This is a genomic window from uncultured Granulicatella sp., assembly GCF_963528315.1.
Lineage (GTDB): Bacteria > Bacillota > Bacilli > Lactobacillales > Aerococcaceae > Granulicatella.
Genome location: NZ_CAURVV010000046.1, coordinates 1 through 12,642, shown reverse-complemented (window position 1 = coordinate 12,642; position 12,642 = coordinate 1). Strand labels below are relative to the sequence as shown.

The window sequence follows — 12,642 nt, the reverse complement described above, 5'->3', positions numbered from 1 at the left end:
AAAGGCTTAATTTGGTGTTAAATTTGATTCACCAACAGAATTTGTCGATGAGCCTCTATTTTGATGGATAAATATGAGAGAGCGTTTTGGAACAGAATTTTTTTTACTAGTAAAGGTCGGCATGAAAATTCTTTTTCAAAAATAAAAAAACTCTTCGTTTTAAAAACAAAGAGTTCATCATTGATATATTATTAAAAAATTCGATTACGATAGAGGCTGACTACTTTTCCTAAGATGGTTACATTCGGTAAGATAATTGGATCGAGTTGATCGTTTTCTGGTTCTAAGCGAATATGGTCAGATTCTCTATAAAATCTTTTGCATGTAGCAGTATCTTCTTCGGTCATGGCAATCACAATTTCACCATTAGAAGCAGTAGATTGTTTTCGTACAATTACAGAATCACCATCAAAAATTCCAGCATTAATCATACTGTCACCTTTAATCGTTAACATGAATAAATCTTCTGCATCTTGTTGTAAGTCTGGTGGAATTGGAAAGAATCCATTTGCTTCTTCGATTGCTAAAATAGGAGAACCCGCAGTAACTGTTCCTAACATTGGAATAGCAGTAGCTGTAGCTCCGATTGCTTTTAGTCCAATTTGTGTTAATTCAATCGCTCTAGGTTTACTAGGATCTCGTTGAATGTATCCATTTTTTTCTAAACGAGAAAGGTGGCCGTGTACAGTTGAAGTAGAAGAGAGTCCAACAGCATTACAAATTTCTCGAACAGTTGGTGGATAACCATGTTCTTTAACTTCTTCATATATAAAACGTAAAACATCGATTTGTTTTGAATCTTTAACATTTGACATTGAATCACCTTCTCTGTATCTTTTTACGTTATCATAGCACAAATTGAATATTTAATCAAACAAACGTTCGTATGCCAGGATATTTTCTTTTTATGCAAATAATGGTATGATAAAAGGGTAATGATAGAATTTTAGAAAGGAAGTCTGATATGTTAGATCCTAAGAAAATTGAGAGAATTAATGAATTAGCTCGTAAGAAAAAAACAGTTGGATTAACTCAAGTTGAACAAGATGAACAATTGTTATTACGTCAAGAATATTTAGAATCATTCCGTGGAGGAATGAGAAATCATATTGAAGGGTTAAAAATTGTTGATGAAGAAGGAAACGATGTAACTCCTGACAAATTGAAACAAATTCAAAGAGAAAAAGGATTACATAATCGTAATGAAGAATAGTTTTTAATTAAAATAGGGAATGAATAAAATAATCATTTGAATAGGAGTGTTAATATGTTTGATAAAGTAGATCAATTAGCAGTGGATACGATTCGTACAATGAGTGTGGATGCCATTCAAGCCGCAAATTCTGGACATCCAGGTTTGCCAATTGGTGCTGCTCCAATGGCTTATGTATTATGGTCAAAATATTTAAAAGTAAATCCAAAACAATCTAAGTGGGTTGATCGTGATCGCTTTGTTTTATCAGGTGGACATGGTTCAGCACTCTTATATTCATTATTACATCTTTCTGGCTATCAAGTTTCAATTGAAGATGTAAAAAATTTCCGTCAATTTAATAGTAAAACTCCAGGACACCCTGAAGTTGGCCACACTGATGGAGTAGAAGCAACAACTGGTCCTCTTGGACAAGGATTTGCTAATGGTGTAGGGATGGCTATGGCTGAAGCACATCTAGCTGCAACTTATAATCGTCCAGGATTTCCAATTGTAGATCATCATACTTATGTGATGTGTGGGGATGGAGACTTAATGGAAGGTGTTTCTTATGAAGCAACTTCTCTAGCAGGTACTTTAAAATTAAATAAATTAATTGTGTTATATGATTCAAATGATATTACATTAGATGGAGAATTATCAAAATCATTTAATGAAAGTGTAAAAGACCGTTTTATCGCTCAAGGTTGGAATTATATCCGTGTTGAAGACGGAAATGACTTAGATGAAATTGCAGAAGCGATTGAAGAAGCACAAGGTGAAACTGAAAAACCAACTTTAATCGAAGTGAAAACAATTATTGGATATGGCGCTCCAAACCAAGGAACGAATAAAATTCATGGAACTCCTTTAGGAGAAGAAGGCATTAAAATCATGAAACAAAATTATGGATGGAATTATGCCCCATTTGAAGTTCCCGAAGAAGTAGCCCATCGTTTTGATAAATTATTAGTTCAAACAGGTGAACACGATTATCAAGAATGGCAAGAATTATTCGAAGCTTACCGTAAAGAGTATCCAGAATTAGCGAAACAATTCGAAGAAAGTTTCTCACAAAAATGGGATGTTGATTGGAAAGAAATTTTACCTAAATATGAATTTGGTAGTCCCGCAAAAGCTTCTCGTGTAACAAGCCAAGAAGTGATTCAAGAATTAGGAAAACATATTCCTTCATTCTGGGGAGGATCAGCTGACTTATCTTCTTCAAACAATACTATGAATAAAGCAGATACTGATTTTGAAGCTAGCAATTATGCTGGACGTAATATTTGGTTTGGTGTACGTGAATTCTCAATGGGTGCTGCATTAAATGGTATTTTATTACATGGTGGTACAAGAGGATATATTGGTACATTCTTTGTATTTGCAGACTATGTAAAACCAGCAATGCGTGTAGCAGCGCTTTCTAAATTACCAACCATTTATGTTTATACGCATGATTCAATTGCAGTAGGTGAAGATGGCCCAACTCATGAGCCAATTGAACAATTAGCAGCCTTCCGTGCAACTCCAAATACAAATGTATTTAGACCAGCAGATGGAAATGAAGTTGCTGCTTCTTGGAAAACAGCTTTAGAAGATAAAACTAGACCATCCTTATTAGTTTTATCAAGACAAAATCTTCCAGTATTGGAACATTCATTAGAATTAGCTTTTGATGGAGTTAATAAAGGGGCATATGTTGTGAGCCCTCAAGAAGGTGAAGTTCCAGAAGGAATTCTGATTGCAACTGGTTCTGAAGTCAGTCTAGCTGTTGAAGCACAAAAAGTTTTAAGAGAAACAGGACATGATGTTTCAGTTGTGTCAATGCCAGCGATGAATCGTTTTGAAGAACAATCAAAAGAATATCAAGAATCAGTGTTACCAAGTTCAGTTCGTAAGCGTGTTGCTATTGAAATGGGGGCAAGCTTAGGTTGGCATCGTTATGTAGGATTTGATGGTGAATTAGTAACGATCGATAAATTCGGGGCATCTGGTAATGGAAATACTGTGATGAAAGAATACGGATTTACAGTTGAGAATGTAGTGGCAAGTTATTTATCATTAAATTAATAGAAGAACATAAAATGACTTTTCAGATGTAGGGGATACCTATGTCTGAAAAGTTTTTTGTTTTTTAGAAAAAAAGGATAAAAATAGAATGAAAAGAATTATTCCGAGTTAATATAGAAAAAATTCATTTTGCTGTGAAAAAATAAACAAATTTTTAAAATTTTAAGGTTTTTAAGTTCTATTATTCTTTTATTTGTTTTATAATGAAGTTTAATGAGAATGGAGGTACTGTGTTTTGAAATATAAAAAGAAATATCCTAGTAAAGCCAAAATAAGATTTCAATGGGGATTATTCTTTAGCTATATTTTGCTATCCATTATCTTATTAATTTTAATGTTTAGTTATAAAATTTTAGCCTTTCGATTTTTAAATGTGATAGTTGCCTGTATACTGATTTTTATTTCAGGATATAGTTTCAAACAATTAACCTCAAAAAAATCAAAAAAGAAAACTAGAATTTTACTAATGATTGGGAATGTATTAAATATTATTGCTATATTTTCGATTTATCAATTTATTGAATTAACCAATCGAATGAATGAAACCTCAGCTACTTCTCATTATGCTATGAGTATCGCTGTTTTAGCAGATAGTTCAATTTCTGAAATTAATCAGTTAGATAAAGTTCTAGCTCCCCTGGAGTTAGATGAAGATAATATTTTGAAATTTATGGATGAAATTAAACAGAAACAAAATAAAACATTAGAGGTAGAAAAAAATCATTCATATCTTGATTCATATAATAGTTTAATCAATGGTGAAGTAGAAGCAATAGTACTAAATGGAGCTTTTGAAAACATCATTGAAACAGAGCACCCAGATTACTTGTCAAAAATCAAAAAATTATATGTTAAAAAAATAACGAAAAAAGTTAGTGGACCTAAAATCAATAAAGGAGATAGCTTTAATATTTATGTTAGTGGAATTGATACCTATGGTCCTATTAATGAAGTTTCTCGTTCTGATGTGAATATAATTTTAACGGTTAATACAAAAACGAAAAAAGTATTAATTACTACAACGCCTAGGGATTCTTATGTTCCAATTGCTCTAGGTGGTAATGATCAAAAAGATAAATTGACTCATGCAGGACTTTACGGTGTAGATGCTTCTATTAAAACATTAGAAAATCTCTATAATATCGACCTTAATTACTATGTTCGATTGAATTTTACCTCTTTCCTAAAATTAATTGATTATTTAGGGGGAGTCGATGTAGATAATGATAAAGCATTTACAGCAAAACATAATGGACAATATTATGCTGCTGGTAGAATTCATTTGAATGCTAATCAAGCATTGGGATTTGTCCGAGAACGTTATGCATTATCAGATGGAGATCGTGATAGAGGACGGAATCAACAAAAAGTGATTACTGCGATTATTCGAAAATTAACGTCTGCTGAAGCTTTAACGAATTTTAATGATATTTTACAAGGAATTCAAGATTCAATTCAAACGAATATGCCATTTGTAACAATGATGAATCTTGTGAACAGTCAGTTAGAAACAGGTGGTCTGTATAGTGTCGAATCTACAGACTTAACGGGAGTTGGAAGTATGGATTTACCATCATATGCTATGCCAAATAGTAAACTATATATGATGGAAGTTGATGAAAATAAATTACAATCGATTAAAGATGCCATGAAGGCTATCATGGAGGGAAGATAATTTGATAGATATTCATTCGCATGTGATTTTTGCTGTTGACGATGGACCTAAGACGATTGAAGAAACTAAAAGTCTTTTAATTGAAGCTTATAATCAAGGTGTCCGTACGATTGTTGCAACATCTCATCGTAGGATAGGAATGTTTGAAACACCTGAAGATAGTATAGAAAAGAATTTTAAAAGTGTTCAAAAACTTGCTAAAGAAATAGCATCAGATTTAACGATTTTGTATGGGTCAGAGATTTATTATTCTAGTGAGTTAATGGATAAATTAGAGGAAAAGGTAATTCCTAGTATAAATGGAAGCTCTTATGTGCTAATAGAGTTTAGTCAAAACGCAAAATTTTGGGAGATAAAAACAGGTTTAACGAATATTCTAAGACTGGGATTTATTCCAGTTCTCGCTCATGCAGAACGTTATCAATCTTTGGAAAATAATGAAAATTATTTGAAAGAATTGATTAATATGGGATGTTATGTTCAAATTAATAGTTCAAGTGTGTTAAAATACAAATGGTTTTGTGATAAAAATAAATTGTTTAAGAAAAGGGCAAAATATTTTTTGGATAGAGATTTAGTGCATTGTGTAGCAAGTGATATGCATCATCTATCAAAGAGACCACCTTATATGAAAGAAGCATTTGAGATTATTTCTCATAAATATGGACGAAAAAAAGCAAAAGAGTTATTTGTAGATAATCCTAATCGGATAGTTACGAATCAAATGATAGAATAAAATTAATTATTTTACGAACATTATCGATGATAGTTTAATCATTGTAAAAGTTGTGAAATGACCATGAAAGAGGAAATTATGTGTACTTATAGAATTATAAAAAGAGGGATTGATTTCTTTATAAGTATAGTATTATTAATACCAGCTTTATTGCTTTGTAGTATTAGTGCTTTATTTATTATATTAGAAACAAAAGGAAATCCATTGTATGTACAAGAAAGAGTTGGATTAAGCGGGAAAAGATTTAAAATTTATAAACTAAGATCGATGTATTCAGATGCCGAAAAAGATGGTTATCAATGGGCAACGAAAAATGATGTTCGTATTACAAAAGTGGGTCATTTTCTTCGAAAAACTCGAATTGATGAATTGCCTCAATTAATTAATATTATTAAAGGCGATATGGCTATTATCGGACCACGTCCAGAAAGGCCTGAATTTATTGAAGAATTTTTAAAAGATATTCCAGATTTTAATGATCGTATAGTGATAAAACCAGGAATTACAGGTTGGGCACAAGTCAATGGGGGATATGAATTAACTCCAAAAGAAAAGTTGGAATATGATAAGTATTATATCGAACATGAGTGTTCATGCTTGGATATTTTAATTATTTTAAAAACAATACAAGTTGTTTTTACCGGTCATGGATCTAGATAAAAAATTAAATAGAGGAGAACAGTGAATGGACATTTTTAATAATATGACAAGATTTTATAGTCTTATTAAGTCAAAATTTATTTTTTTAATAACATTTATACTTTTAGGAGTTGGTAGTGTTACAATCTATACCATTGTAGCGATTAAACCAATATATAGTGTATCATCCACTCTTATTATGAAAAATATGAGTACGGAAAAAAATGATTCTCAAGTAATAGAATCTTTAAACTTGTTTCAAAGACAGGCAAAAACTTATTTAGAAATTGCAGCATTACCTCCAGTTAAGGAAGCTACTAACAAAGCATTAGAACTTTCTCCTGAAGAATCATCTAAAATTAAGAGTATTAAACTAACGAATGATTCAGGCTCACAATTAATGACGTTAACAATACGAGCTACAGATAGAGAGTTGGCTGTTAATTATATTCAACAATATGTCAAACAATATAAAAAATTTACAGCAGAAAAATTTGGTCGTGATGATTTAGAAGTAGTGAGTGAGGCATTAGGAAGTTCAAAACCTGTTTATCCAATTTTATGGAAAAATATGTTCATATCTTTAATCGTTTTTGTATTTATAGCTTTTAATATGATATTTTTCCGTTATATTTTGAGTGATACCATTGATTCTTCTGAAGATTTAGAAGAATTAACAGGGGTTCCAACTCTAGGAATGATTCCTGAAATAGAGAAAAAAGGAAGAAGGTAGAAATATGCATATTGAAGTCATTCATAATAGTAAATCGATTGCATCAGAATCTTTTAGAACTTTACGAAGTAATATTCAATTTTCAAATTTTGGGCAAAGTATTCAAACAATAGTTGTGACGAGTTCTAATCCTAATGAAGGAAAGAGTGAAGTGAGTATTAATCTTGCAGCTTCATTAGCCCAACAAGGAAAAAAAGTTTTGTTAATTGATGCAGATATGAGAAAACCTACTCAACATAAAATTATTGGAGTTATGAATACAGAAGGATTAAGTAAATTCTTATTACGTGAAACGGGTGCAGAAGCTATTCAACGATTAGAGATACTTGATGTTAAATTCGATGTTTTAACTTCAGGTCCAGTCCCACCAAACCCTTCAGAAATGTTAGCTAGTTATGCGATGGAACAAAGTATCAAAGCATTTGTAGAGCATTATGATTATGTCATTATTGATACGCCACCTTTATTAGCAGCAACTGATGCACAAGTATTGGCGAGAATTGCTGATGCAACTTTATTAGTAGTTGATCCTAAACAAAGCAAACGTAGACAAATTGTAGAAGCTAAGAAAAGATTGGATAATGTTGGAGCTAGACTATTAGGAACAGTGATGAATAAATTAAAATTAACGGAAGGTAATAATTATTATTACTATTACAAATATTAGTTAGTGGAAGAGATAAGAAACACTAGGGAAGGAGTTCAAATGATTATCTATATTTTAATGTTTATGTACCTTTCCTTGCTGGCGTTCTTATCTTTTTATTTTGAAGAGAGAAAAAGAGAGATAAACTTTCTCATTTTTCCAACCTTTATGTTCTTCTTACTTTTTGATGGTTTAAGAAAATCAAGTGTAGGAGGAGATTTGAATGTTTATATTTCCATTTTTGAACAAAATGCTTTAAGACTTCCAGAACTTTCCAAAATCTTTAAATCGAGATTTGAACTAGGATATGTTTTTACTAACCAACTCATTCGTAGTATGACTGAAAATTACTCATTATTACTTTTTGTATTTGCTTTTCTAACTTTATGGATATGGTTCTATGTATTAGAAAAGTATTCTAAAAATGTGTATATGAGTTTAATCATTTATTTAAGCTCTTTAGGAATGCTTTTATATTCTTTATCAAATATTCGACAAGGACTAGCAGTTGCATTTGGTTTTTTAGGATTTTATTTTTTAGCAGAAGAAAAGAAAATGAGAGGGATTCTTTTTGTATTATTAGCGCCTCTATTTCATACTTCAGGAATAGTTTGTATTCTATTTATCTTTATTAGAAAAATAAAATTAAGTGCGAAATATTATCCAGCTATTTTTATAGGATTTGTAGCGCTATTTCCATTTGTAAAATTAATTTCGTTTGCTTTAATTAAATATTTCCCACAATATAATTCTTATTTAGAATCATCCTGGTTTTTAGATAGTAATAAGTGGGCTCCTATATTACTAACGATTTTATACGGATTCGTTTTTATAATGGGAGAGATCATTTTAAATAAACAAACATTAACAAAAGTGGAAGAATCCATTAGAACGTTATTTTTAGCTTATTTAGTGTTAACTGCTATGACATTACAAACAAGTCTAATTGGTCGATTTGCGCATTACTTTTCTCCATTTGTAGCATTGTATATTCCAATGGTTTTATCCAAAGTTTCACACAAAAAAATAAAATGGATTTTGTTTTATGGGATTATTTTAGTTTATTTGATGATGCTTTTAGTACTGATTTATTATAAACCAGACTGGTATCATGTAGTTCCTTACCGTTCCGTCATTACGGATTGGTTAATAGGAAATTAGATAGAGGTGTAGGTATGGAGTTTTCCGTTTTAGTAACTGTTTATAAAAAAGAAATTCCAGAGAATTTAAGAAAGAGTTTATTAAGTTCTTATAAACAGACTGTAAAACCAAAAGAAATTATTTTAGTGTGTGATGGGGAATTAACAGAAGCATTAAATAAAGAAATTGAGCGTTTAAAAATAGAAATTCCTATTTTATCAGTTTATCAGTTGCCTGAAAATTTAGGGTCAGGCCCAACGTCTCGTTTTGGCGTGAAACAATGTCAAACGGAACTTATTGCTCGAATCGATAGTGATGACTATTGTGTTGAAACAAGATTTGAAAAACAATTGAACGCTTTTAAGATTAATCCGAATTTGATTATGGTTGGTTCGAATATATTAGAAAAAAATACAGAATTTACGGCTTTGAAGAAAGTGCCAGAAACAACTGCAGAAATTCGACAATATTCAAAAATGAGAAATCCATTTAATAATCCTTCTAGTATGATGAAAACAGAGTACATTTTAAAATCTGGGAATTATCGTGAATTTCGTTATTTAGAAGATTATGATTTAACGATGAGATTATTACATGATAATCCGACTAAAGATTTTTATAATATTCAAGAACCTTTAGTAGTGATGCAAACAAATGATTCTAGTTATTTACGAAGAGGTGGTCTTTTGTATGTGAAGACAGATTTTATTCTTCAGTTAGATTTTTATCGTAGAGGGGATATTCATTTGTTTGAATTAATGCGAAATCTTCTTCTTCGGAATGTCGTTCGTATTTTACCAAATCAAGCTAGAAAATGGATTTATAAGAGAAAAATGAGAGAAGAAGTTACTGGAAATGGGGAGGTGAATTGAAAAAATGAAAAGAGTCATTACTTATGGAACATTTGACTTACTCCACTATGGACATATTCATTTACTAAAACGTGCAAAGGCATTAGGAGATTATCTAATTGTAGGATTATCGACGAATGAATTTAATCAAAAAGAAAAAAATAAAGACTGTTATTTTGACTATGATAAGAGAAAATCTCTTCTAGAGGCCATAAGATATGTAGACCTTGTCATCCCAGAGGAAAATTGGGAACAAAAAGTTTCTGATATCGAGAAGTATCATGCGGATGTCTTTGTCATTGGTGATGACTGGAAAGGGAAGTTTGACCATTTAGAAGATTTAGGAGTCGAAGTTGTTTATTTACCGAGAACGGAAGAAATTTCTACTTCTAAAATAAAAAAAGATTTAAATCAAGGGTGATAGGATGAAATATCATGTTTTCCACGTAACAGGTGGAGTGCGAAATACGATGAGTGGGGTACAAAGTTTTATAAAAAACCATATTCAAGAAGACGATGATGAGTTTAACTATATAGTTGGGGAATCTAATGGTGAAGATTATTTTCCTTTTAATCAATACTTAGATGAAAAATACATCAAACGAATCGTATTTCCAGAATTAAAGATTTTTAACATGATTCAATACGCAAGAGAATGTAAAAAGTTTTATAAGAATCATCCAATCGATATTCTGCATGTTCATAATCCTATTACTGCCTTTATACATAATTACTATGCACGAAAAAATGGTGTCCGTGTCAGAATTTATCATAATCATAGTAGTCAGTTTTCTGACCATTGGTTGAAAAGCATTCGAAATCGATTTTTAGTGTTTTTAGCATTAAAAAATGCGACGCATCGTATTTCATGTGGTCAATTAGCTGGAGAAAAAATTTTTGGAAAACAGTCGTTTCAAATTGTTCCAAATGCTATTCAAATAGAGAAATTTAAATTTTCACCATGCTATAGAAATGAGATTCGACAAGAGTTTCGTATTCCCAACCATCAAAAAGTAGTTGGAATGGTGGGGATTATAAATCCGTTTAAAAACCAAAAATTTTTAATTGAAATTGCAAAACTGATGCCGGAAGTTACTTTTGTCTTTGTTGGAGAAGGTCCGGATCGTGTAATGTTAGAAGAAAAAAGTAACAAGTTAGAGAATGTTATTTTTACGGGTCGTAGAAATGATGTGCATAAATTTTATTCAGCGTTTGATATTTTTGCATTTCCATCCCTTTATGAAGGATTTCCAATGGTGTTAGTGGAGGCACAATGCTCTGGAGTCAATATTATTATGAATGAAACGATTGATTCCACAACGCAACTGAATAAAAAACTTTGTACAGCTTTACCTTTGGAAAAGGAAAAATGGATGAATTCTATTGAAAAAGCACCTCTTTTAGATCAAAATCGCCCGTTAGAGGAAGCGTTAAAACCGTTCAATATTGATGAAAATAGAGAATATTTGAAAACAATTTATAAGCAAGGCTTGGAGAGATGATATGAATCAGTATTTCAAAACACTTATGTTTAACCTTAAATCAATCACGTCAAAAATGAATACGATGATTCCAAAGAAGAACAAGAGAATTGTTTTATATTCCAATTGGGGATTCAGAGATAATCTTAGAACACTCTATCAATATTTGGTCGACCATGGCTATCCAGAAGAATACGACATTATTTGTGCGTCAAATGATTTTTATCATCTAGAAAAAGATAAAAACGTGAAGTATGTTTCGATTTATCGAGGACTGTATTATTTTTTAACGTCTAAATACTTTTTCTATTCATTTGGTAAATATCCTATTAAGCCTGCTCCAAATCAGATGGTCGTTAACCTTTGGCATGGAATGCCTTTGAAAAAAATTGGGAATCTTGAAGAGGGGCTAGAGAATGTTGATTATAACTTTTTTACAAAATTGGTATCGTCTTCGGATTTCTTTACTCCAATTATGAAAGCAGCCTTTCATGCAACTGATGAACAAATGTTATTGGTTGGAAATATTCGAAATGATGAGCTTTTCAAAAAAGAAAAAGAGAAAAATATCATTTGGATGCCAACTTACAGAAATTCCAACAATTATCATGATAGTCAGGATGCATTGATTTTTTCACTTAAAGAAGAGGATTTCTCCAAAATACAACAATTATTATCGAAACATGGTTATCAATTATATATTAAATTACATCCATTAGAAGAATCTCGTCTTCAAGTTCAAATGAATCACTCGAATATTCATCTATTAACAGAAGAAATCATTAGTGAGCAATATGACACTCTATATACCTTTTTAGGAACTACTAGTGCATTAATTACCGATTACTCTTCAGTATTTTTAGATTATTATTTATTAAATAGACCCGTTGCATTTACAATTAATGATTATGAAGAATATAAAGAAAAACGTGGTTTTGTATTTGAAGATGTTAAGAGTCTAATGGTGGGAAATGTTATTTGTAATTCAAACGATTTATTAGCGTTCTTAGAGAGTGTCGTCCAATCTGAAGATGAATATGAGGAACAAAGAAAAGAAGTAAATGATAAAGTCAATGCCATTCAAAAAGACTTTACAAAGACCCTTTTGAATGAAATTAGATTAAAGAAATAAGGTTAGGATAAAAATGATTAGCGTAATTATTCCCGTATATAATGTAGAGAACTATTTAGAAGAATGCTTAAAGAGTGTTCAAACTCAAACATATACTAATATTGAAGTCATACTAGTCAATGACGGATCTACCGATAAGTCTAAACTGATTTGTGAACGTTATTGTCAAGAGAATAGTCGTTTTCTTTTAATTAATCAAGAAAATCAAGGATTAAGTGCGGCAAGAAATAAAGGGGTAGAGATATCAACTGGAGAGTATATTGTATTTGTAGATAGTGATGATATTATAAAAACAAACTATTTAGAAAAGTTAATGCAATACATGACTGAGGATGTAGATATTG

The 12,642-nt window shown here is 31.0% G+C and carries 14 protein-coding genes; 13 read left to right on the top strand and 1 reads right to left on the bottom strand.

Features of this window, described 5'->3' with window-relative positions; genetic code table 11:
• Positions 1-191: 191 nt before the first annotated feature.
• Positions 192-815, bottom strand: a complete 624-nt coding sequence (gene lexA, locus RYK07_RS07810) for a transcriptional repressor LexA (protein WP_314354342.1) — start codon at positions 813-815, stop codon at positions 192-194.
• Between the two features lie 149 nt (positions 816-964).
• Here lexA and RYK07_RS07805 point away from each other — a divergent pair, with 149 nt between their 5' ends.
• From RYK07_RS07805 to RYK07_RS07745, 13 genes are all read left to right on the top strand, one after another.
• A complete protein-coding gene (locus RYK07_RS07805) occupies positions 965-1,213 on the top strand; it encodes a DUF896 family protein (protein WP_314853286.1) in 249 nt (82 codons plus the stop codon).
• A 54-nt stretch (positions 1,214-1,267) separates the two neighbouring features.
• Positions 1,268-3,265 carry a transketolase gene (tkt, locus tag RYK07_RS07800; protein WP_314853285.1) on the top strand — a complete coding sequence of 666 codons (1,998 nt, stop codon included), beginning with the start codon at positions 1,268-1,270 and terminating at the stop codon, positions 3,263-3,265.
• Positions 3,266-3,500: 235 nt separating this feature from the next.
• Positions 3,501-4,940, top strand: coding sequence for an LCP family protein (locus tag RYK07_RS07795; protein WP_399546562.1), 1,440 nt, complete (start codon positions 3,501-3,503; stop codon positions 4,938-4,940).
• Between the two features lies 1 nt (position 4,941).
• On the top strand, positions 4,942-5,676 hold the full coding sequence (locus RYK07_RS07790; protein WP_314853284.1) for a CpsB/CapC family capsule biosynthesis tyrosine phosphatase: 735 nt from the start codon (positions 4,942-4,944) through the stop codon (positions 5,674-5,676).
• Between the two features lie 78 nt (positions 5,677-5,754).
• Positions 5,755-6,336 (top strand): sugar transferase, encoded by a 582-nt coding sequence (locus RYK07_RS07785; protein WP_314853282.1) that lies wholly within the window; start codon positions 5,755-5,757, stop codon positions 6,334-6,336.
• 187 nt (positions 6,337-6,523) lie between these two features.
• Positions 6,524-7,048, top strand: coding sequence for a chain-length determining protein (locus RYK07_RS07780; RefSeq protein WP_314853281.1), 525 nt, complete (start codon positions 6,524-6,526; stop codon positions 7,046-7,048).
• A 4-nt stretch (positions 7,049-7,052) separates the two neighbouring features.
• Complete coding sequence (locus tag RYK07_RS07775) at positions 7,053-7,715, top strand: CpsD/CapB family tyrosine-protein kinase (protein ID WP_314853280.1); 663 nt, start codon at positions 7,053-7,055, stop codon at positions 7,713-7,715.
• Between the two features lie 39 nt (positions 7,716-7,754).
• Positions 7,755-8,855, top strand: coding sequence for an EpsG family protein (locus RYK07_RS07770; protein WP_314853278.1), 1,101 nt, complete (start codon positions 7,755-7,757; stop codon positions 8,853-8,855).
• Positions 8,856-8,869: 14 nt separating this feature from the next.
• Complete coding sequence (locus RYK07_RS07765) at positions 8,870-9,706, top strand: glycosyltransferase (RefSeq protein WP_314853277.1); 837 nt, start codon at positions 8,870-8,872, stop codon at positions 9,704-9,706.
• Positions 9,707-9,710: 4 nt separating this feature from the next.
• Positions 9,711-10,106, top strand: a complete 396-nt coding sequence (gene tagD / locus RYK07_RS07760; RefSeq protein WP_314853275.1) for a glycerol-3-phosphate cytidylyltransferase — start codon at positions 9,711-9,713, stop codon at positions 10,104-10,106.
• Positions 10,107-10,110: 4 nt separating this feature from the next.
• Complete coding sequence (locus tag RYK07_RS07755; protein ID WP_314853274.1) at positions 10,111-11,187, top strand: glycosyltransferase; 1,077 nt, start codon at positions 10,111-10,113, stop codon at positions 11,185-11,187.
• 55 nt (positions 11,188-11,242) lie between these two features.
• Entirely contained in the window at positions 11,243-12,298 is a 1,056-nt protein-coding gene (locus RYK07_RS07750) for a CDP-glycerol glycerophosphotransferase family protein (protein ID WP_314853273.1), read from the top strand.
• Positions 12,299-12,311: 13 nt separating this feature from the next.
• Positions 12,312-12,642: glycosyltransferase family A protein (locus RYK07_RS07745; RefSeq protein ID WP_314853272.1), on the top strand; the 331-nt coding region annotated here is incomplete at its 3' end.

Coding starts and splice junctions, on each gene's coding strand:
- lexA (WP_314354342.1), bottom strand. CDS start 815: ATGTCAAATGTTAAAGATTCAAAACAAATCGATGTTTTACGTTTTATA.
- RYK07_RS07805 (WP_314853286.1), top strand. CDS start 965: ATGTTAGATCCTAAGAAAATTGAGAGAATTAATGAATTAGCTCGTAAG.
- tkt (WP_314853285.1), top strand. CDS start 1,268: ATGTTTGATAAAGTAGATCAATTAGCAGTGGATACGATTCGTACAATG.
- RYK07_RS07785 (WP_314853282.1), top strand. CDS start 5,755: ATGTGTACTTATAGAATTATAAAAAGAGGGATTGATTTCTTTATAAGT.
- RYK07_RS07780 (WP_314853281.1), top strand. CDS start 6,524: ATGAGTACGGAAAAAAATGATTCTCAAGTAATAGAATCTTTAAACTTG.
- RYK07_RS07775 (WP_314853280.1), top strand. CDS start 7,053: ATGCATATTGAAGTCATTCATAATAGTAAATCGATTGCATCAGAATCT.
- RYK07_RS07770 (WP_314853278.1), top strand. CDS start 7,755: ATGATTATCTATATTTTAATGTTTATGTACCTTTCCTTGCTGGCGTTC.
- RYK07_RS07765 (WP_314853277.1), top strand. CDS start 8,870: ATGGAGTTTTCCGTTTTAGTAACTGTTTATAAAAAAGAAATTCCAGAG.
- tagD (WP_314853275.1), top strand. CDS start 9,711: ATGAAAAGAGTCATTACTTATGGAACATTTGACTTACTCCACTATGGA.
- RYK07_RS07755 (WP_314853274.1), top strand. CDS start 10,111: ATGAAATATCATGTTTTCCACGTAACAGGTGGAGTGCGAAATACGATG.
- RYK07_RS07750 (WP_314853273.1), top strand. CDS start 11,243: ATGAATACGATGATTCCAAAGAAGAACAAGAGAATTGTTTTATATTCC.